Origin of the sequence: Methanoregula sp. (genome assembly GCF_041645475.1) — an archaeon.
In the GTDB taxonomy this organism is placed as follows: Archaea; Halobacteriota; Methanomicrobia; order Methanomicrobiales; family Methanospirillaceae; genus Methanoregula.
The window spans coordinates 44580-67434 of the sequence record NZ_JBAZQA010000015.1; the positions used below are offsets into that span (position 1 = coordinate 44580).

Consider the following 22855-nt stretch of genomic DNA (forward strand, 5'->3'; position numbering starts at 1 on the left):
CGATGAGCGGGCCATTAACGGCTAAAAGATGTGGTCGTTTCCAGCCGTATTTTGGAAAACAGGGCGATAATTGGACATATTTTCCACGAGAACTGAAACGGAGGGTGTTACGGAGTTTGCCGTAAGAGGGCCAAAAACCAGACGGGGAATCCGGGTTCGTACAGGGCCTGTTCTCCCCCGGGAATCACATTCGGGAATTCCGGTCCTTCAGGGGGATGGAATACCGGCGGATAATCAGGGCCGGAAGGTTTTTCCCTGATACATGGACACCCCATCGTAACGTATAATAGTCATTACCGGTACAAATGCAGTAATCACATCCTCCCGAATCATCATGCTCACTGTTTTGTATGTCGATGACGAACGTGGCCTTCTGGATATGGGAAAGCTTTTTTTAGAGAGCCAGGGAGAGTTCCGCGTCGACATCGTCACGTCAGCATCTGCTGCGCTTCCGATGCTGAGTTCGGGGAACTACGATGCCATCATCTCGGATTACAAGATGCCCGAAATGGACGGCATCGATCTTTTAAAACGGGTACGGTCTTTGGGAAATATCATTCCGTTCATCCTCTTCACCGGTCGCGGGCGGGAAGAGATCGTGATCCAGGCACTCAACGAGGGGGCTGATTTCTATCTCCAGAAAGGCGGGGAACCGGTTGCATTGTTCACGGAACTTGCGCACAAGATCCGGTCCGCGGTAGTACGGAAGAAAGCAGAGATTGCGCTGCGGGAGAGTGAACGGGTCCAGGCAACCATGATCAGTAACCTGCCCGGGTTTGTGTACCGCTGTACTAACGACAGCAGCTGGACAATGAAATATATCAGCAGCGGGTGCCGGGAAATAACCGGCTACTCCCCCGATGAACTCCTGGAGAATAAAACACTCACGTATAACGATCTCGTGCATACGGATTTCCAAAAGCCCCTCTGGGACAACATACAGAACGCCCTGAGCCGGAGAGAACCCTTTAAAGAAGAGTATCCCCTCAGAACAAAAAACGGGGAGACCCGCTGGGTCTGGGAACAGGGACAGGGTATTTTTGCGGATGACGGGCACCTGCTGTTTCTTGAAGGGTTCATAACAGATATCACCGGGCGCAAGCAGATGGAGATGGCGCTCAAAGAGAGTGAAGAACGGTTACGCGATATCATTGAAAAAAATCCCCTGTCAATCCAGATCGTGGATAAGGAGGGGTTCACATTAAAAGTCAATCATGCCCACACCCGGCTTTTTGGTTCGGTTCCCCCGCCGGAGTTTTCCATTTTTGTTGATCTTGTGAAGAAACAACCCGGACTTGAGAGCCTGATCGCACGGGTGAAAAACGGCGAACTGGTGATGATGCCGGATATCAGGTTCAATGCGCATGACACGTATCCGGATTACCCGGATGTTCCCGTCTGGGTGCGTGCGATCATTTTTCCGTTAAAAGACAAGTCCGGCAGACCGGAACGGTTTGTCCTGATGCATGAAAACATCACCGAACAAAAAGAGGCCAAAGAGCGCTTATCGGAGATCAACCGCACGTTTCTGACATTCGGTCCTGATCCCCTGGAAAATATCACGATCCTGACCGGACTGGCCGGCAGGATGCTCAAGGGATCCTGTGCACTCTATAACCGGCTGGAAGGGGGCATGCTCTGTTCGCTCGGGATGTGGAACACTCCTTCGGATTTTGCTCCCTCCGACACGCCGGATGGACACATCTGTACTGATATCATCCAGAACGGCAGCGCTTCTCCAACCATTATTCCCAATCTTCTGGAATCCGCCTATGCTGATACGGACCCGAATGTGAGGCGCTACCAGCTCAGGACCTACGTGGGTATCCCGGTAAAAATCGGGGACCGGTTCCTCGGGTCACTCTGTGTAGTGTACCAGGATACCGTCTCCCCCGCCCAGCAGGATCTCGAGATTCTCGCAGTCGTTGCAAAAGCGATTGCAATCGAGGATGAACGGAGAACCGCCGGGCTGGCACAGATTAAGCGGGCGGCATTTCTGGAAGCCCAGGCTGAAGCCTCTCCGGACGGAATGCTTGTTGTCAATGAAAAGAACGAGCGGATCCTCATCAACCAGAGGCTTATAGGCATGTGGGAAATTCCGGACACCATTTTACAGGATTCCAATGACGAAGCACTCCTGCAATACGTGGCCTTAAGAGCAACGTCCCCGGACCAGTTTATCAGAAACGTGAGGGATCTCAATAGTCATCCGGAAGAATCCGATCAGGCCATTGTTGAGTTTTCGAGCGGAAAAGTGTATGACCGCTATTCAGCCCCGGTCATTGACCGCACCGGGCAGTACCATGGGAGGATCTGGACATTCCGGGATATCACGGAACGCAGGAGGGCGGAAGAAGCACTCCGTCTGGCAAACAAGAAACTCACCCTCCTCTCCGGTATCACCCGGCACGATATCAAAAACCAGCTCACCGTGCTGCTGGGGTACCTCGCGATACTTAAGAAGAAGCAGCCGGCGACCGCTCAAAGTGAGTTTTTCATAAAGGCAGCAGAAGCTGCACAGCGCATCGCATCCATGATCCAGTTCACACGAGAATATGAAAACATCGGGATCAATGCCCCGGTCTGGCAGGACGTCCGCTCGCTGGTAGACACGGCGGCAAAGGAGGCGCCGCTCGGGCAGGTAGTGATAGAAAACGATCTCCCTTCCGGTGCAGAAGTGTTCGCCGACCCGCTGGTTGTGAGAGTCATGTACGCCCTGATGGAGAACGCGGTGCGATATGGCGGGAAGATCTCAACCATCCGGTTCTCTGTGCAGGAATCCGGCAACGATCATCTCATCGTGTGCGAGGATGACGGAATCGGCGTTCCGGCAGAGGAAAAAGAGCTGATCTTCGAGCGGGGATTCGGGAAGAACACCGGGCTGGGCCTGGCTCTTTCGCGGGAGATCCTTTCCATTACCGAAATCACGATAGCCGAGACCGGAGAACCCGGAAAAGGGGCACGGTTCGAGATGACGGTGCCAAAGGGGGCATGCCGGTTTACCGATAAAAATAAGGAGTGAAATCACACGGGTCCGGTACATCCCCCCCCCATCGCGGTAATCATCCCGACACTCTGCTGAGCGGGTGCCCTGTCCACCCCCTGCACCTGCCCCTCCATTCCCACAAACACGGTCCGGAACACGATCCTGATATGCTCCTTCTTTCAAAACGCATTGATCGCTGCTACGCGAGAAACCAGACCTGGGCCCCGGGACTAAAAAAACGTGCCGCACCATCGTGCGAAGGTAATGAACTGGGAAATGGGGAAGAGATACTGCAAAAAATCCCTGGTGGACCTCCAGGGGGAGAACAGAGATTCCCTCTTAAACCCTCAGTAATTATATCAGAATACGGCGTATATTTTCACCAGTAATCCTTTCAGGGATTGTGTGGAGTTCTGGAGATATGGTAAAGATCCTTGTCATTGATGACTCATCCTTCCAGCGGAAGATCATCAGTTCGATCCTCAAAGAAGAGGGCTATGAACTACTAACCGCGGAAAACGGCAACGATGGGATAGAATGTATCAGCACGGCAGCCCCCGATCTCATCATCAGCGATCTCCTTATGCCGGAATTCGATGGTTTTTACCTTCTCGAAAAGCTGAAAGAGAATACGGTTGCCATCCCGATCCTTATCCTCACTTCCGATATCCAGAAGCCCACCCGGGAAAAATGTTACCAGATGGGGGCACGGGGACTGATAAACAAGCCGGTGAACAAGGATACCCTCCTGCCCGCAGTGAAAAAAATTCTCGCTGGAGATCGAGTGTAATGGAACTCGATGCAGACGCGGTGGATGCAATACGCGAACTTATCAATATTGGCGTAGGCCGGGCCGCCGGGATGCTCAACGAGATTACGCAATGCCCCATCACCCTCAAGGTTCCCTCAATCAGTATCGAAAGCATGGAGAAACTTACCCGTATCCTTGATGAGAACGTTCCCCCCCTTTCAACCATCTCGCTCCACTTCAAGGGCACGATGAGTGGTGTTGCGGCTCTCGTTTTTCCGCAGGAAAGTGCTGCGCTGCTCGTTACCCTCATGACCCAGGAGGATAAGGATGCCCAGGATCTTGACGTCATGCGCATAGAGACTCTCAAGGAAGTTGGAAATATCATCATCAATGCCGTTATGGGGTCGATCGCAAACGTACTCGACCAGCACCTGAATTATTCTCTCCCCAGGTACCAGGAAATCAGGATATCTGCCCTTGCCCAATCCTTAAAAGAATCTGCGGATAACCGCGTTGTGCTTGCCAATGCCCACTTCCATCTTGAAGGCACCACCATAAGCGGAAATATCCTGCTCATCCTTGAGATCGGTTCAATGGATGCGCTTCTTGAAGGAATTGAGAGAATGACTTCCCGGGATTAGGTACATGCCCCAACAAGAGATCCCTGTTACGGACTGGTCGGAGTATGACATGCTGCCGGTCGGCATCATCATCATCCGCAGGGATTATTCTATTCTGTTCTGGAATAACTGCATCGCAGACTGGAGCGATATCTCAGCGGATGAGATGTCCGGTACAAACCTTCTGGAGCGGTTTCCTGATCTGAACAGGAATGTTATCAGGGGACGGATTGATATCGTCTTTAGCGGCGGCCCGGCTGCGATCTTCTCCCCGCAGTTCCACCCCCACATCATCCCGGCGATCCATCCGAACGGGGGAAAACGGTTCCAGAGCACAACGGTCGTCCCGCACCGGTCCGGTGCAGAACTCAATGCAATGATCGTCATTGAAGACGTAACCGACATTTACCGGCAGACCCGTGAGTACCGGGATCTGAAAAATAGTGCCGAGAACGAGCTTGCAAAGCGCAAGTGCGCTGAGGAAGACCTCCGTAAGAGTGAGGAGAAGTACCGGACCCTGGTCGAGAACGCCAACAGCATCATCCTGAAAGTGGATAAAACAGGGAATATTACCTTTTTTAATGAATTCGCCCAGCGTTTTTTCGGGTATACCAGCGACGAAATTATCGGTAAACCCGCGATAGGGACCATTGTCCCGGTCGTAGAATCAGAATCCGGGCGTGATCTCCAGCTCATGGTTGACGAGATTGTCCGCCATCCCCTGAACAATACATTCAACGAGAATGAAAACATCACCCGTGACGGGAAACGGGTCTGGGTACGGTGGCAGAACAAAGCCCTCACGGATGAAAACGGACAGTATTCGGGTCTGCTCAGTATCGGTACCGATAGTACGGCACGCAGGCAGGCTGAGGCGGCGTTACAAAAGGCTCACGACGAGCTGGAGATACGGGTACGGGAACGGACAGCAGATCTCCACGAGAGCGAGGAGAGACTCAAGTTAAAACTGGACTCGATTTTAATGCCCGGTACGGATATCAGTGACCTGGAACTCATCAACATCCTGGATATCCCGGCAATCCAGTCCCTGATGGATGATTTTTCCAAACTGACCGGCATGGGGACGGCAATTGTTGATCTGAAAGGGAACGTGATTGAATCGTCCGGCTGGACGGATATCTGTAAAAAATTCCACCGTGTCAACGAACGATCAGCCCGGATCTGTAAGGAAAGTGATCTCTTTTTCGCCCGGAACCTGATACCCGGCCAGTATGTCGCATACAAGTGCCGGAACAACTTGTGGGACGTGGTGACACCGCTCGTTATCGGCGACAAGCATGTTGGCAATATTTACACGGGACAGTTCTTCTATGAGGATGAGATCATTGATGATTCTGTCTTTTCTGCCCAGGCTGAAGAGTTCGGGTTTGACCGGGAAAACTATATGGCGGCCCTGCGCACGGTCCCCCGTTTCAGCCACGAGCAGATTAATCACCTGATGAATTACATGGTAAAGTTTTCCGGTATCATCTCCCGGCTCAGTTACAGCAACTTAAAACTCGCACGATCCATGGCTGAACAGAAACGGGTACAGGAAGAACTCCGGACGTTATACGATGAACTCGAGAAGCGGGTAATTGAACGAACAGCCGAACTCAGCCAGGCACAGGCGGCCTATAAACAGGCAAACAAAAAACTCAACCTCCTCTCAAGCATTACCCGGCACGATATCAATAATCAGCTCATGGCACTCAATGCCTATATCATGCTCAGTGAGGAGGCAGTGGAAAACCCGGTTGAACTAAAAGAGTTCATTGCCAAAGAACAGAGAATTGCCGATACCATGGCTCATCAGATCCATTTCACCAAGGATTACGAGGAGATGGGGGTGCATGCCCCTGCATGGCAGAATGTGAAGGCTGTATTGGAAAAAGTAAAAGCCCGGCTCACGCTGCGGAATATCCGCGTTGACGCGGAGGATCCAAATCTGGAACTGTTTGCCGATCCGCTGCTGGAAAAAGTATTCTACAATCTTACCGATAATGCCCTCCGGTATGGCGGGGAAAAGATGACGTTCATTCGTGTTATGACCCGAAAAGACAATGGGGAGCTCATCATCGCGGTGGAAGATGATGGCAATGGCATCAGCACGGAGGATAAAGCGCAGCTCTTTACAAAAGGGTTTGGCAAACATACCGGTCTTGGCCTCTTCCTCTCCCGCGAGATCCTGTCTCTTACGGGTATCACCATCACCGAGAACGGGGAGCCGGGCAGGGGGGCACGGTTCGAGATGGTAGTGCCGGAGGGAACATACCGGTTTACCGGGAAAAATAAGGTAAAAATCACCCCTCCGCCGTATATCAACCCGCCATCCCCGGAATAATCCCGGCTGTCTGCTGAGCGGTCCTCTTCCCCCATATCCGAAGACAGACCCGCAATGTTTACTATTTTTCTCCGGATATATGACCCCCGTATCCACATTCTGTGGGCGTTTTTAGGCCCGGTTGGAGTAAATCACGTGGCGAAAACAACCCCGGTTGCAGGGCCGGTAACTGCCAAAAGACGAGGTCGTTTCCAGGCGTATTTTGGCAAACGGGGCCATATTCCAGCAGATTTTCCACAGGAAGCAAAAAGAAACGTTTTACGGGGTTTTCCGTCAGGGGCCCGGATACAAAAAAATTAAACGGAGCCCGAAACAGGCGTATTTAATCCCGTCCCCGCTCCCCATGCTGCACGGGTTTTCCGGAGTCCGCGTCCTGAGAATAACAGGAGGAAGAACCATGAGTATATTATCCCCGTAGATCAATACGGAATATCAGTCCGATGTGATCCATGTACCGCATCCTCTATGTAGACGACGAACCGGCCCTGCTCGATATCGGTAAACTCTATCTGGAAGAGTCCGGGGATTTTATCGTATCAACTGCACTGAGCGCACCTGACGGCATCCGGTTACTCGGCGAAGATTCTTTTGATGCCGTTGTTTCCGATTACCAGATGCCGGGAATGAACGGCATCACCTTCCTCAAAGAAGTCCGGTCACGATTCAGCACCCTTCCCTTCATTCTCTTCACGGGACGGGGAAGAGAGCAAGTGGTCATCGAGGCCATCAACAACGGGGCGGATTTTTATCTCCAGAAAGGCGGGGATCCCGGGGCCCAGTTTGCCGAGCTCTCGCACAAGATCCGGATCGCCGTTGAGCATCGCACAACGGATGCCGCACTGAAAAAGAGCCAGGAGAATTACCGCCGCATTGTAGAAACCTCCCTTGAGGGCATCTGGGCAATGGACGAGCATTTTGTCACCACCTATGTCAATGAACAGATGGCGGAGATGCTGGGAATTGCAGCGGATGAATGTATCGGCAGATCGATCCAGTCCTTCTTTACCGATGAGGAACGTTCCGACCAGCAGATCCGGCTCGAAGAGCGGACGAAAGGGCTGCCGGGCAGGTACGACCGCCGGTTCGTGAGAGCGGACGGAAGTATCCGGACCATGAGCGTGTCAGCAACTCCCATCCTCGGCCCGGACGGTTCGTTCAAGGGCTCCTTTGCAATGCTGACCGACATCACCGACCGGAAACGTGCCGAAGAGGAGCTGGCAAAGAAAAACGAGGAACTCTTTGCCTCGTACGAGCAGTTGTCGGCTGCTGAAGAGGAACTCCGGGCCAACCTGGATGTCCTGACAGAGCAGGACCTGGCACTGCGGGATTCGATGCGGGAACTTGAGGACATCATTGAGTTTCTCCCGGATGCAACGTTTGCCATCAATAAAAACGGCGTGGTGATAGCCTGGAACCATGCCATGGAAGTCCTGACAGGCGTTCTGCAGGCCGACATGCTCGATAAGGGGAATTATGAGTACTCGCTTCCGCTGTACAGGGAACGCCGGCCGATCCTCATCGATCTCGTCCTCCGTTACGACGAGACCGCTGCGGAACAATACCCGGGAATCAGGAAAGATGGCAACCGGCTTACCGCAGAACGGTTCATCCCGCATCTTCATGACGGCAGGGGAGGTTATCTCTGGTTTACTTCATCTCCTCTCTACGATGCGCAGGGAACGATCACCGGCGCCATCGAATCCATCCGGGAGATAACAGAGCATAAAGAACGGGAATGTGCGCTGAACCAGAGAAACGAGGAGCTCAGCGCAGCCTTTGAAGAGATCACCTCAACCGAAGAGGAACTGCGCGGGCAGGTGGAAGAGATTGCTGCAGCCCACCAGGATCTCATACAAAGTGAGGAAAAATACCGAACACTTGCCGAACAGGTGAACGATGGTATCTATATCTACCAGGGAGACCACTTCGTCTTTTCCAACAGCAAAGTCAGCGAGATCACGGGGTACTCAAAGGAGGAGCTCCAGACAATGAAGTTTATGGACCTGGTCCACCCGGAGGACCGGCAGCGGGTTGAGGATATTGCCGTGCAACGGAGGCGGGGAGAAAACGCCCCGGACCAGTATGAGTGCCGCATTATCCGTAAAAACGGGATGATCCGGCATGTGGAACTCACCGTGTCCACCATCCAGTACAAGGGGGGAGTTGCCGCTCTCGGATCTGCCCGGGACATTACGGAACGCAAACTGGCAGAGGAGGCCTTCCTCGAATCGGAGCGCCGGATGAGCGCGATCATTGATTTCCTGCCCGACCCTACCTTTGCCATTGATACGGAAGGAAAAGTGATTGCCTGGAACAAGGCCATTGCCAGTCTCTTACAAGTCGAGGCTCCTGAGATCCTGGGAAAAGGGAATTTTGAACATGCGTTCAGGATGTTCGGGCGCCGCCGCCCGATCCTCATCGATCTCATCATCCAGGGCGATGATGCGATCATGAAAAAACATTACCCGGATCTCCATAAGGAACGGGATATGTTCGCAGCAGAACTGGACATCTCCCGGCTCCGGGGAAGACGGACCGTGCTCTGGATCATTGCAACGCCGCTGTACAATACGAAAGGCGAGATAACGGGAGCAATCGAGTCCATGCGGGACATCACGGAACGAAAACAGGCCGAGGATGCACTCAGGCAGTCGAACCGGAAACTCAGTATCCTGTCCGGAATAACACGCCATGATCTGAAAAACCAGATCCACGCCTTAACCGCATACCTGGGATTCTCAAAAAAATATTTCAGTGATCCGGCAAAGATGGCAGAATTTGTTGAGAAGGAAGAGCAGGTTGCAAAGACCATGGAACGCCAGATAGCCTTTGGCAGGGAATACGAATCAATCGGTGTTAATTCTCCTGCATGGTACGATTGCCGCACGCTCATAGACTCAGCGATACACCAGGTTTTGCCGGGGCAGATTCTCGTGAAGAACGAGATCCCCAAAGGGGCAAAGGTTTTCGCCGATCCGCTGATTGCCCGGGTCTTTTTCAATCTGATCGACAATGCAATCCGGCACGGGGGAAAGATCACCACCCTTTGCTTCTCTGTTGAGGAGCACGCAGGGAAATCCGTTGTTGTGTGCGAAGATGACGGGGATGGTATTTACGCAGATGAGAAGGAGAAGATCTTCGATCAGGGCTATGGGAGAAATACCGGCCTCGGGCTCTTTCTTGCCCGCGAGATCCTTGAAATTACCGAAATCACGATTGCCGAGACCGGGGAACCGGGGAAGGGGGCACGGTTCGAGATTGCGGTGCCAAAAGGGGGATACCGGTTTGCGGACGTGGAATAAAACCTCTTTTCCGGGCCCCCGGAAAGAGGTTATTCGTATTCGTGTTCCGGTAGTGTTTCCCGATACCGGCCCGGACCCATCCGGCAATTGCCAGGGTTACGGCCCGGTGTTTCCTGCCCGATCGTAATGCACGCCTCTACAGGAGCAGCCGGCAGGCTTGCACTCCTGAATGCATTTTTTGACAGATTGATACCGGGTAGCTCTAAAAAAAGATCTTCCGTCCTTACCGGTTGCTTTTCGTCAGCTTCACCCGTTCGAGCGCAAGCGCGATCTGGCTCGCAAAGGCCGTGAGGATGCGTTCCTGTTCATGGTCGATGATACCGTCGGTCTCGGTTGGCTTCACGCCAAGGATCCCGATAGCCCCGGCCGAACTCATGAGGGGTATGTACCTGAGCCGGGATCCATGCAGAGTGTCGGTATCGTAACCCGCAACAGCACCATGCCGGAATGCCCAGGTAGCTACTGCGATATCATCGGCTGTCAGGGCAGGTCCTGTCCCCTGTGGACGAACGATAAGGTGATCATCTTCCGGTATGAGGACAACACTCTCCCATAAGAAAATCTCCCGGATATGCCGGGTGACTGCCGCAATGATGGAATCAGCATCCGCAGCAACAGCCAGATCCTGCGAGAGGGCATACAGGGTTCCGGTCTCCTGTTCACGGATCTGTGCTGCTTCGGCGTGTTCGTGTGCCCGTGCCACCAGGATGCTGATTAAGGCTCCTACAACAATCATCCCGGCAAACGTGATGAGGTACTCCGTATCAGACACCTGGAAACTCAGGTAGGGCGGGATAAAGAAGAAATCAAACGCCAGAACCCCGATGACTGCGGTAAAGACTGCCGGGCGCAGTCCTCGTTTCCATGCAATGAAAACAACACCAAGCATATAGAACATGGCGAGATTTACCGGGGAGATGAATGCATGGATCAGCCAGCCAACAGCTGTGATGATAGCAACAAGGACCACGCTCGCAACATAATCCTTCGGGGGTGTTGCCGGGAGCAATGGTTCCATCTCCGCAGATGACGGCGGCATAATTTCCTCGCTGCTGATGACATAGATATCGATGGTGCCGCTGTTGTGGATGAGCTGGTCCACAACAGAACCAAAGACGAATTCCTGCCAGCGGGGCCGGAGCGTCTTTCCTATGATGATCCGGGTAGCATTGTGCCTGCGGGCATACTCGATCGCCGTGTTTGCCACGTTGACCCCGAATACCGTAGCCGTTGTGGCACCTAAGGTTTCTGCAAGATGGAGCGTTTTTGATACCTGTTCTTTTCCCTTCTTCGAGAGGCGGTGATGGGAGGGTGTCTCGACATAGAGAGCACTCCAGGGGGCATTCATCCGATCCGCCTGCCTCCGGGTAGTACGGATCAGCCGTTCCGACAAGGGTCCCGGACCAATGCAGACCAGCAGGCTTTCTCCGGCAGCCCAGGGTCCCGGAATGGAGCGGGTCTGCATATAGGCAAGCATCTGGTTGTCGACCCGATCAGCTGCCCGGCGGAGGGCCAGTTCCCGCAGGGCATACAGGTTGCCTTCGTTGAAGAACTTCTCAAGAGCCCGGGCCGCCATCTCTGGAACATACACTTTTCCGTCGCGGAGCCTCTGGAGAAGTTCCGGCGGGGCCAGGTCCACCAGTTCGATCTCGGCTGCCTCGTCGATAACCCTATCCGGGATCGTCTCCTGGATAATGATGCCCGTGATCTGGGCAACAACGTCGTTGAGGCTCTCGATATGCTGGACATTTAATGTTGTGTACACATCAATACCGGAATCGAGCAGTTCCTCGACATCCAAGTAGCGCTTCAGGTGGCGCGAACCGGGTGCATTCGTGTGCGCCAGTTCGTCGACAAGCACGAGTTGCGGGCGGACCGCGAGGATCCGGTCGAGATCCATTTCCGGAAGGGTAACGTTCCGGTATTCGATCATTTTCCTTGGAATGATCTCAAGCCCCTCGACCAGTGCTTCGGTCTCAAACCGCTCGTGGGTTTCAACGTACCCGATCCGGACATCAATCCCGTCGTGCTTTCGCAGGTGGGCCGCATGGAGCATCTCGTACGTTTTTCCCACGCCAGCAATATAGCCTAAAAAGATCTTGAGCTTGCCCCGCGTTCTCTGTCGCTCTTCGCTTTGTATATGCGCAAGCAGCGTATCGGGATCCGGGCGACACTGGGGAGGAGTGGCCATGAGTTTTACACACCTGTGAGAACGAGTAGAATATCAATCAGTTTTATTCCGATGAACGGAGCGATAAGCCCTCCGATCCCGTAGAGGAGGATGTTATTGCGAAGCGCCTCTTCTGCGGACATGGCACGGTACCCGACCCCGCGAAGCGCGAGGGGTATTAACAGAACGATGATAATCGCATTGAAGATCACGGCTGACAGGATCCCGTGGTGAAGCCCGAGGACATTAAGGGCACCAAGTGCCGGATAGGTTGAAGCAAATGCAATCGGGATGATCGCGAAGTATTTTGCAATATCGTTTGCAATCGAGAAGGTGGTAAGAGCTCCCCGGGTCATGAGCAGTTGTTTGCCGATCTCGACAATCTCGATCAGTTTTGTCGGGTTGGAATCGAGATCGATCATGTTTGCAGCTTCCCGGGCCGGCTGGGTGCCGGTGTTCATAGCCACGGCGACATCCGCCTGTGCGAGGGCGGGCGCGTCATTGGTGCCGTCGCCGGTCATGGCTACCATTCTTCCCCCGGTCTGGTACTCCCGGATAAGTTTCAGTTTGCTCTCCGGTGTAGCTTCTGCAAGAAAATCATCCACTCCCGCCTCAGCAGCGATCGTTGCGGCAGTGAGCCGGTTGTCACCGGTTATCATGACCGTCCTGATACCCATCTTCCGCAACTGGGCAAAGCGCTCCTTGATCCCGCCTTTTACAATATCCTTTAAGTAGATGACACCGAGGGCTTTGCCGTTTTTCGTAACAACCAGCGGAGTTCCACCGGCCCGGGCGATGTCGTCAACTGCCTGCCTGAGCTGCTCCGAGATCTCGGATTTGCCGCATGCGAGGATGTGGGCAAACACGGCATCTGCGGCACCTTTCCTTATCTGGTTGTTGCCAACGGTGACACCGCTCATCCGGGTCTGGCTGGTGAACGGGATGAACTGCATCTCTGCCGTTGATTCGGTTGCTCCTACGGTCCTGCCACGGAGCCCGTATTTTTCTTTTGCCAGCACAACGATGCTGCGACCTTCCGGGGTCTCATCGGCAAGGGATGCGAGCTGTGCCGTCTCGGCAAGTTCCATGATCCCGGTCCCGTCAACCGGGATCAGCTCGACGGCCTGCCGGTTGCCGAGCGTAATCGTGCCGGTCTTATCCAACAGGAGGACATCAACGTCCCCCGCCGCTTCGATGGCACGGCCCGAGGTGGTTATGACATTGCGCTGGATCAGCCGGTCCATGCCGGCGATGCCGATCGCACTGAGGAGTCCCCCGATGGTTGTTGGTGCGAGACAGACAAAGAGGGCGACAAGCACGGTAATGGTGACGGTCGTGCCGACACCTGCCATTTCCACACTGTATCGCGAGAACGCATAGAGTGCAGCGGAAACCACTACGAAAACTGCGGTCAGGCCAAGCAGGAGAATGTTAAGCGCAATCTCGTTTGGGGTCTTCTGCCGTTTCGCTCCTTCGATGAGACCTATCATGTGGTCGAGGAACCCTTCGCCGGGATTCGCGCTGACCCGGATGATGAGCCAGTCGGAGAGAATGGTAGTCCCGCCGGTGACTGCGCTCCGGTCGCCTCCGGACTCCCGGATGACCGGTGCGCTTTCCCCGGTAATGGCGCTCTCATTCACTGAGGCAACACCATCGATCACTTCGCCGTCAACCGGGATCGTGTCCCCGGACTTGACATAGATGAGATCGTTCTTGTGCAGCGTTGATGAGGATATCACCGAGACGTACTTCTCATCGGGTTCCCTGCCCCGTACGAGGGTGTAATCCGGATTGAGTTTTTTTGCCTCGGTATCGCGTCGCATCTTCCGCAGCGAATCGGCCTGCGCCTTCCCCCTGCCCTCGGCAAGGGCTTCTGCAAAGTTGGCAAAGAGCACCGTGAACCAGAGCCATGCCGAGATGGCACCGATGAATCCGGATGGTGCTTCACCCTGCCCGGTAAGCGCCTGAAGCCAGAGAAGCGTGGTTACCACGCTGCCGATCTCGACCGTAAACATGACCGGGTTCCGGATCATGGTCCGGGGATCAAGTTTGACGAAGGCATCGAAAACCGCCCGCTGGTAGAGGCCCGGAATTGCCGTGGAGTTTCGGGTTTGTCCGGGTTCAGACATGGATCATCCCTCCCGCGACCATATTCATGTATTCGGCGATGGGCCCAAGTGAGAGGGCCGGCAGGAAACTCAGCGCCCCTATGATGATTATCACAACTACAAGCCAGATGATGAACAGCGGGCGGTGATCCCGCAGGGTACCTTCGCTCGCCGGCACGATCTTCTTAACAACGAGCGACCCGGCAAGCGCGAGTGTCAGTATTGCCACGGCATATCGCCCGACAAACATCGCACATGCCGTTGCAAGGTTATAGAACAGGCTGTTTGCCGATAGTCCTGCAAAGGCGCTGCCGTTATTCTGAGATGCGGATGTGAAGGCGTACAGGATCTCGGAGAAACCGTGCGGTCCCGGGTTGAACACACCTGCCCTCCCGACATCGGTCATGAGCGCAAGGGCCGTCAGGGTTAAGATGAGGAAGATTGGGATCAGGATGATGATCGTTGCGATCTTCATCTCGTTCTGTTCGATCTTCTTTCCATAGAGTTCCGGGGTCCGGCCTACCATCAGGCCGGCAATGAACATGGCGAGGATGACAAAGACCAGCATACCGTAAAGCCCGGAACCCACGCCGCCATAGACAACTTCCCCAAGCTGCATATCGAACATCTGGACAAAGCCGGCAAGCGGCATGAACGAATCATGCATCGAGTTGACGGCCCCGGTGGATGTCACGGTGGTAACGACCGAGAACCATGCCGAGGGGACAATTCCGAACCGCACTTCTTTTCCTTCCATGTTCCCACCCGGCTGGGAAAAGCCGGGGGTCTGGTCGATGCCCATTGCATTGAATGCCGGGTTCCCGTTCAGCTCGGACCAGATGGCAATGCCGGCAAGCGGCAGGAAGATAATGGTCATTGCCATTAAGAGGGCGATGCCTTTGCGTCCCGAGCCAATCATTTTCCCAAACGTGTAGCAGAGTGCTGCCGGGATGAAGAGGATTGCGAGATTTTCAAGGAAGTTTGAGAACGGCGTGGGATTCTCAAGCGGGTGGGCGGAATTGGTATTGTAGAATCCTCCTCCGTTCGTACCCAGGTGCTTGATCGCGACCTGGGACGCAACGGGCCCGAGGGGAATGGTCTGCGTGGTGACCAGCACGCCGTTGCCATCCTTTACCGGATCGAGGAGCGGGACCGTGAGCGGCCCGTTGAAGGTCTGGGGAACTCCCTGCGACACCAGCACAAGCGAGATGACGAGGCAGATGGGCAGCAGGATCATAACACTCCTGATGAGGAGAACCCAGAAGTTGCCGATGGTAGAAACCGACCGGCGGGAAAATGCGAGGATGAGTGCGAGCAGCACGGTCATGCCCAGTGCTGCTGACAGGAAGTTCTGGACGGCGAGGCCTGCCATCTGGGTGAAGTAACTGACCGTGACTTCCGGCACATAAGCCTGCCAGTTGGTGTTGGTGGCAAAACTTACTGCGGTATTGAGGGCAAGGTCCCAGGGCACGGCCCCAAGACCGGCAGGATTGAGTGGGAGGAACTGCTGGACGAGCTGGAGGAAAAAGACGAACAGGATGCATGGAATGGAAAAGACCAGGAGGGATACGGCAAACTGTTTCCAGTCCATCTCCTCGCTTGCGTTTATCCCGCCCAGTGCAAGGAACCTCTGTTCGATCCGGTCAATGACGGGAGACAGGAAACCGGGTTTGCCGGTATATACCTTGACCATCCAGGCTCCAAGGGGAACAACCAGGAATGCGATAATGACAATGAAGATAATGAGCGAGAGCCAGTCAAATAATCTCAGGCCAAAAACGAACGGCTGGTTGTTCTGCTGTGCAGGACTTTGTTGTGGCGCTGAAATGCGACCGGCACTGAGATCATCGAGTGCAAGATTCAGCGAGAGGACGTTGACGCGGGGTTCTCCGAAAATGCCGAACTGGCGGGGTTCGGTCTGCTGTGCAACGAGTGCCTGGAGGTCGTTCTCGTTCAGGTTCCGTTCCCGGGCAATGCGGGGAACCTGGTACAGGGCGGCAGCGATACTGATATCCGGATCGAGACCGCTTCCCGATGCGGTAACCAGATCAACGGGAATCAGTTGGGAATTTGTCGGATCGGCTGCATGGAGAGCATCAACCCGGGCTTTCACTGCGTCCGTGAGAGCGGGATTGTTCGGCCCGAGGTTCGATCCCGACGAGGCACCGGCGTTATTGGGTACGGGTGAGGTTGCAGAAGGGCGGCCCCAGAAATAGTTTTTCGAGGTAAAGGGCTGGCCAACCAGTGCCGAACCAACAACCTTCCCGTTATGTTCGAGTACATTCCCATTCGACTGGACCGGGAAAATTACCTGGGCGACACCTGTTACAACCAGCGGGTAGACAATCCCCAGCAAAAGCGTGAGTACAAAAAAGAGTACAACCGCTGGTTTGATCTGTTTCCTAATCATTTCCTGAACCGGCTCGGTAGTCATGATGAGATCGCCTCATGCATGTCTCGAGGCTGATTTTCATAGCCTGCGGGTTTGCCTGTACGACCGTTCAAAAGTGATAGTATAAAATCATGTCAGCAGTGTGACGACCGTGATGTTCACTAAAAAAATCTTTTTGTACAGAGTACCGGACAATTATTGCATCAGCGCCTCCGCCGTTCGTGTGAAGATACTGGTCCTCGCAGGGGGATTCTTTCTCCCGGGTGTGCGCCACCGAATCCACGAGCGTTCCGGTAGTGAACATGGGGGGATTATAAAAAAATCCCGGTGTCAGTCCTCCGGTACAGATTATGATAACCGGCCCTGGATTATCATTTTCTCATAGCAATCCGCCGGCAGGAGAATTATTCTTTCCAGACCTCCACCATGGATTGATCCCCGTGATATCCGATGAACTCCGAAAGCATGGAAAGATCGGTCTTTCTCTTTTTCGGTTTTGCATCGAAGGGGTTGTTGAAGTACAGGAATTCATCATCGATCCCGCTCACTACGATCCAGTGAGGGCAGTCTTCGTTGCAGTAAAACAGGGAATTTGTCACGATCAGCGGGACATGGTTGTGGTGGAGGGACCGGGAGATGGTTTTATCGGTGAGGGTTTCCTGCGTTTCCCGGACGCCCAGATTCCTGCACCGGGTTCTTCTCTCGGAAAAAAGGTTCTCCAGCATCTGCGTCTCCGAATCGTTCAACAATGGAACAATCCAGTCCGGAAAATCTATTCCGCCGGTATTGCTGGTAACTCTCGCAGAAAAGCCCCGCGTCGCCGCAGAATACGCAAGCCCGTACCGGCTCGTTCCGCATACGGCTCCGAGAGTTGCCTCCCGCCAGATCTCGATCTCCAGATCCTTTCCCGGGCGCAGGTTTTTGTCCAGGTATTTCATTGCCATGATCAGGGAAGCCGGCCCGCAGGTAAAGTCGTAATGCTGCCGGTAAAAGGGAATATCCAGATGAATTGCGGCCCCGCGTTCAGCGTGCATATTTCCGTCCCCGTCTTTCTTTCGGATTGGTTGCTGGCAATAAAAAAAGGTTAGTGCCCCTTAAAATACTCTCTTTAATATATGACCCCCGTATCCCCGTTCTGTTGGCAGTTCCGGGTGCCGGATGGGGGAAATTACGGGTAAAAATGGCATCGAACCCATGCAAGGTAAAGGCCATTCTGCGAGGTGCATTTCAGCCGCATTTTGGCAATCCGTACGATATTTGGGCGTATTTTCCACGCGAACCGAAACGGGACGTTTTACGGGGTTTTCGCAGGGGGAGGAAAAGAGGAAAATGAGAAAAGGAGCCCGTACAGGGCTTTTTTCACATCAGGATTCATGCTCTCGGATCACCGTTATTTACCCGTCAGGGATAACGTGCCGGACCTGGAGCGGGGTATCCGGTTGTCTCCGGTTTCCTTAATCCCGCACCTTCAGATCTTGCGGTACGCGGCCTTCACCCGTCTGGGAAATAACTGCCGCGAGGCTCCTCATTTCCTGCATGAAATCCGACCCGGTCGAAAGGAGCGGGCAAACTTCGGGTTCAGCAGCAATCACCCCGGTATCGAAGGCGAGCATCATCAGCCGGGAAAATGCAGCGGGATCTCCTGCCCGATCACGTGCCTTGTCCCACTCTTCCGGGGAGCTGACACGGTTCACGACAAGAATGATCTCGTTAATTCCCAGCTGCCGTGCAAGGGTCGCGGATTCCCGTGCAACGGAAAGGGCATTGTACGAGGGATCCGCAACAACAACCGCACAGGTAAATCCATCAGCTACCGCTCTCCCGAAATGCTCAGGACCGGCCGGCGTATCCAGAAGAATCACTTCATCCGTGAGACGCGGCAGGTGACGGAGGATTGCGGCAAGCAGGGTGTACTCGGGGCAGAGACAACCGGCACCGGCTTTCCGGATCCCGCCCATTACGAGCAGCCGCAGGTTTTCAGTAACCGGCACCGAAAACCGGTCCACGACATCGCTCACATCGGGATTGAGTGTGATCATTCCCCCCGGTGACAGTTCCGGCCCGGCACCGGTCTTCTCGCGGAGGTATTCCCCACATTGGGAAACGGGAATGATCTGCTCTGCTGCCTGCGGTTGGATGCCCAGGGTTACCGCGAGGTTCTGCTGAGGATCGCCATCTATGGCAAGTACCCGTAATCCCTGCTGCGCAAACAGGTGCGCGAGGAGGGCGGCAATCGTGGTCTTGCCGACCCCGCCTTTACCGGTGATTACGATGCGCATCCCCTCTCTTTCCCCCGTGGGGAAATTCTCCCTGCCCGCTACCGGAGTGCCGCGAGGCATTCCCAACCCGCTCATATCCCAAGCCCGGTCCGCTTGAGTTCAATATGATCCGAGATGAGCACCGCCGCTTTTGCCGGATCGGGCTCAACTGCAAAACTCGCTTTCACTGCGTCCTTGAGTCCCTCAGTGAGGAGCGAGACGGTTGCAGGACTTCCCGCTATGTGGGGCATTACGCCAAGCACCGTGTAGACCCCGGACGCAACGAAGTACGCCCCTATGGAAACCGCTTTCTGCGAGTACCATTCGGGCGCAGCACCGGCAATAGGCAGTTTGTGGATAGGGACATTGAGCGCGTTTGCGATTTCTGCCGCGAGCACAAGGATACGGGAGTTGTCAACACACGAGCCCATGTGGAGCACCGGCGGTATCTTGAGCGATTCACAGACGCCCCTGAGGTCATCACCTGCATGCGAGGCCGCTTCGGGCCGGAGGAGACCGGCTTTTCCCGATGCGATTGCAGCGCAGCCGGTCTCGACACAGAGAATATTTCTTTTGATGAGTTCCTTTGCCAGTACCACGTGCCCGAAGTCATGTTTCACATGCGGGTTGTTGCACCCGACAATTCCAACCGCCCCACGGATCTTCCCGGCAACGATAAGATCGATGAGCGGCTTGAATGAGCCGCCAAGTGCATTCTTGATAGCCTCGGTAGAGAAACCCGCCATGACCGGGACAGGCTCTCCCGGTATAAGGACCCGCTGGGGATTCCGGTTTTTGAAGTTCTCGACTGCCATGCGCATGATTGCCTTTGCCGTGAGATAGGCATTCTCTGCGTGGAAGTCGAAGAAGAACGACCCCGGGATCGTGGCTTTCGAGCTTGTGGAGATGATCTGCGTATGATAACAACTCGCGGTCCGGGGAAGCGAGGGGAAGATGCACTGGTAGTCCACGACCATTGCTTCAAGAGCGCCGGTTGCGATGATCAGCTCCTGGTTGAGATGGTTGCCGGTCATCGGGATTCCCTTTCTCATGAGGAGTTCATTACCGGTACAGCACATCCCTACAAGGTTGATTCCTTTTGCACCGTACTTCAGTGCAAGTGCCGTGAGCTCAGGATCATCGGCAGCCCTCACCATCACTTCGGAGAGCACCGGGTTGTGGCCGTGCACGGAGATGTTCACGTGATCCGATTTGAGTACTGCGAGGTTCATCTTCGAACTGGAAATCGTGGGGGTACCAAACAGTATATCGGAGACTTCTGTCCCGATCATCGAACCGCCCCAGCCATCAGAAAGCGAAGTGCGCAGCCCCTGGATCAGCATATTGACATAATCGGCACCAACTCCCATCTGGACGCGGTGCATCGAGTCCACAACTTCCCGGTCAATCCCCCGGGGAGAGATGCCAAGGGTATCCCAGATCTCCCGGGTCCCTTTCGGGGCACGGTTGAGGAACTGGAGCGTGTTCTTCCGCATGCCGTACTCGTCGAGCATGGCGCCGGCCAGTTCCGCTGCGAGCTGTTCCGGTGTCTTACCGTCTGTTTTTATACCATATTCCGTGCAGATCCTCAGGAGTTTTTCCTTATCGGCAATTTCATAATCTTTGGTTTTGCCGGTACCAAGAAGATACAGTGTCTCGGCAATATCGCGGCCATGATCCGAGTGGGCTGCGGCTCCGGTTGCGATCATGTCCAGCAGGTTCCGGGAAACGATTAAGTCTGCATCGGCACCGCAGACGCCCCGGATGCGATGGGGCGGGATGATCCGGCAGGGCCCCATGGTGCACCGCGAACAGGATGTGCCGGCTTCGCAGTGTTTACAGGGTGGCTGCTGCATCTCGAACCGGTCCCAGACCGTCTCAATGCCCTCCCGCATCATCAGGTCAAGAACGGGTTTTGCGTTCTCATCGGTGGTCCGTTCATGTTTCTTTTGCTCGATCAATGCCGGGTTCAGGAGGGACATTCTCGCCCTGTCGAGCTCGCAGACATCGAGCTTCTCCCGGATCAGCTGGGGTTTTGGTTCCTCTGCCATCTCACTCACCATGATTCTGGATATCTTGTAATCCTGTTTTCGGTGTATATAACACCACGTCTCGTACCAGATTACTCGGCCTGTAACCGTATTTCTTTAAAAAATTGTGATTCAGCAAAACTCTTGTATATCCCAGGAAAAAGAAGGGTGAACCGAAACGGGACGTTTTACGCGGTTTTCCGGCAGGAGCCCGATTATGAAATGGGGAAACGGAGCCCGTATATGACGTATTTTATCCGGGGACAATGAACCTCATCTTGTATAACAAGGCAGAACGGGACTCCCGGCAGAAAATCCCCTTGTACCACATATGCCCGGACCCTGCATCCTGACCGGTCTGCCGGGTACACTATCGTAAAGCTCCCGCCTTCATTTCAGAGCTCATGAGGGTTTTTGCGGGAAAGGTAACAAGTACATTTTCGGCTACCCGCACCAATCCTCACACAGTTCGGCCAAATCTGATAACAACCAAAAATGAGAGAGGAGTATGGCAGACTGTTACCGTCCAACGGTACGGATCTGCACTTGGAGAAACGCCATGAACATACTCGCAAACAATACCTTCGGGTCGAGAAGCTCCATCCGGAGCCTGCAGTCTCCCGCATCCGGTGCCCGCACTGCGCAGCGTTGCAACGGACTGCAAAAATCCTCACCCTCATCTGCATACCGCAGCGGAGGTGAACCGGGAAATCCCCTGCCGTGCCAGTAAAAATCCATCACGCACCAACTTCACGCGGGGCAGACCGCCTGCCAAACACCGGCCGTACCCGCCTCTTTCGACAATGTATACCCATACTCTTTTTCAGCATCCCTGCCTTCAGAAGATCTTTTGGTTGCAGGAGTAACGGCATGCACCGGGAGAAATATTCAGATCTGCCGTTGGTTTTTCTTTCAGCGATACCGGCCGGCCCGACAGATGATGAGCTGATGACAGGAAAGAAATTTTTTAAATAAAAAAACGTCTCCGTAAGATACTTACGGGGTTGATCTGATCTGTCTTGTGCTCGTGAAGGATGCAAAATGTTTCATGACTGACAATGCCTCCGGATTTTCCCGGCAGAAGGCGATGAATGTGCGGAGCTGCTCGATAGTCTCCGGGTGCAGCTCGTGCTCCATCATGCAGGCGTCTTTTTCTGCTATGGCATGGGGAACCTGAACGATCTCCAGGAATGCCCGGAGCGTTTCGTGCCGATCCCTGATTACTTCGGCTACCTTCCTCCCTTCCGCAGTGAGGGTGACCCCATCGTACTTCCGGTACGTGATCATGCCGAGCTTGTCCAGCTTCTGGACCATCTCCACAACCGTTGGCGGCTGGATGCAGAGCTCCCGGGCTATGTCCCGGGTCCGGGCATACCCCTTTTCCGAAGAAGCGTTCAGGATCGCCTCAAGGTAATCCTCCGCTTTTCTGCTCAGCGAGTGCATGCATACATCTTGGCGGTCCGGCATTTTAATATTTCGGGTTCCCTAAATTCAATTTTCCATGCAGGAATTTCGGATTTGAGCACGAATCCTAACAATGTTCGACCAAAGCCAGGAGTGCCGAAGGGTGTTCGGGTTCCCGTTATCCCAACCGAACTGACAATCTGTTTCCATGGAATTATCAGAAAAGAAAACGGGAGAATCGGCACCGGGCCAGATCGTCACTACGCTCGACCGGGTCATTCCCCCCGGGACCTGCCGCGTGGTTTCGGTTCCGGTACCGGGCCCGGTCCGCAAACGGCTCTTTGCCCTGGGTTTTGTCCCGGGTGCAGTTGTTGAAGCAGTACGGTCAGCCCCGCTCGGAGACCCGATCGAGTACCGGGTGAAAGGCTACTTTCTCTCACTCCGGAAAGAGGAGGCCCGGCTCATCTCGGTAATCCCCGGGGGCGGGTAA

General features: G+C 54.4%; 13 protein-coding genes. 6 read left to right on the forward strand and 7 right to left on the reverse strand.

Annotated elements, in window-relative coordinates; genetic code table 11:
* Positions 1 to 334 precede the first annotated feature (334 nt).
* The 5 genes from WC598_RS11845 to WC598_RS11865 all read left to right on the forward strand — a co-directional run bounded on the left by WC598_RS11845 (position 335) and on the right by WC598_RS11865 (position 10003).
* Complete coding sequence (locus WC598_RS11845) at positions 335 to 3022, forward strand: PAS domain S-box protein (RefSeq protein ID WP_372961712.1); 2688 nt, start codon at positions 335 to 337, stop codon at positions 3020 to 3022.
* A gap of 385 nt (positions 3023 to 3407) precedes the next feature.
* Positions 3408 to 3776: a PleD family two-component system response regulator gene (locus WC598_RS11850; protein ID WP_372961713.1), complete on the forward strand. Its 369-nt coding sequence runs from the start codon at positions 3408 to 3410 to the stop codon at positions 3774 to 3776.
* The gene (locus tag WC598_RS11855; RefSeq protein ID WP_372961714.1) at positions 3776 to 4378 is read left to right on the forward strand and encodes a chemotaxis protein CheC; all 603 of its coding nucleotides are present in this window, start codon (positions 3776 to 3778) and stop codon (positions 4376 to 4378) included. The genes WC598_RS11850 and WC598_RS11855 overlap by 1 nt, the downstream gene beginning before the upstream one ends.
* A gap of 4 nt (positions 4379 to 4382) precedes the next feature.
* On the forward strand, positions 4383 to 6701 hold the full coding sequence (locus WC598_RS11860) for a PocR ligand-binding domain-containing protein (protein ID WP_372961715.1): 2319 nt from the start codon (positions 4383 to 4385) through the stop codon (positions 6699 to 6701).
* A 449-nt stretch (positions 6702 to 7150) separates the two neighbouring features.
* Complete coding sequence (locus tag WC598_RS11865) at positions 7151 to 10003, forward strand: PAS domain S-box protein (protein WP_372961716.1); 2853 nt, start codon at positions 7151 to 7153, stop codon at positions 10001 to 10003.
* A gap of 223 nt (positions 10004 to 10226) precedes the next feature.
* Here the strand turns inward: WC598_RS11865 and WC598_RS11870 are convergent, their stop codons facing one another.
* The 7 genes from WC598_RS11870 to WC598_RS11900 all read right to left on the reverse strand — a co-directional run bounded on the left by WC598_RS11870 (position 10227) and on the right by WC598_RS11900 (position 22404).
* Positions 10227 to 12194, reverse strand: a complete 1968-nt coding sequence (locus WC598_RS11870) for a DUF4118 domain-containing protein (protein WP_372961717.1) — start codon at positions 12192 to 12194, stop codon at positions 10227 to 10229.
* 5 nt (positions 12195 to 12199) lie between these two features.
* Entirely contained in the window at positions 12200 to 14302 is a 2103-nt protein-coding gene (gene kdpB / locus WC598_RS11875; protein WP_372961718.1) for a potassium-transporting ATPase subunit KdpB, read from the reverse strand.
* Positions 14295 to 16691, reverse strand: a complete 2397-nt coding sequence (gene kdpA, locus WC598_RS11880) for a potassium-transporting ATPase subunit KdpA (RefSeq protein ID WP_372961719.1) — start codon at positions 16689 to 16691, stop codon at positions 14295 to 14297. Before kdpA ends, kdpB begins: the two co-directional genes overlap by 8 nt.
* A gap of 386 nt (positions 16692 to 17077) precedes the next feature.
* Positions 17078 to 17707 carry a peptidase C39 family protein gene (locus tag WC598_RS11885; RefSeq protein WP_372961720.1) on the reverse strand — a complete coding sequence of 210 codons (630 nt, stop codon included), beginning with the start codon at positions 17705 to 17707 and terminating at the stop codon, positions 17078 to 17080.
* Between the two features lie 420 nt (positions 17708 to 18127).
* Positions 18128 to 18952, reverse strand: a complete 825-nt coding sequence (locus WC598_RS11890; RefSeq protein WP_372961721.1) for an AAA family ATPase — start codon at positions 18950 to 18952, stop codon at positions 18128 to 18130.
* A 71-nt stretch (positions 18953 to 19023) separates the two neighbouring features.
* On the reverse strand, positions 19024 to 20982 hold the full coding sequence (gene cooS / locus WC598_RS11895; RefSeq protein ID WP_372961722.1) for an anaerobic carbon-monoxide dehydrogenase catalytic subunit: 1959 nt from the start codon (positions 20980 to 20982) through the stop codon (positions 19024 to 19026).
* Between the two features lie 975 nt (positions 20983 to 21957).
* Positions 21958 to 22404, reverse strand: a complete 447-nt coding sequence (locus tag WC598_RS11900; protein WP_372961723.1) for a metal-dependent transcriptional regulator — start codon at positions 22402 to 22404, stop codon at positions 21958 to 21960.
* Positions 22405 to 22573: 169 nt separating this feature from the next.
* Between WC598_RS11900 and WC598_RS11905 the strand changes: the two genes are divergently transcribed.
* Positions 22574 to 22855 carry a ferrous iron transport protein A gene (locus tag WC598_RS11905; protein WP_372961724.1) on the forward strand — a complete coding sequence of 94 codons (282 nt, stop codon included), beginning with the start codon at positions 22574 to 22576 and terminating at the stop codon, positions 22853 to 22855.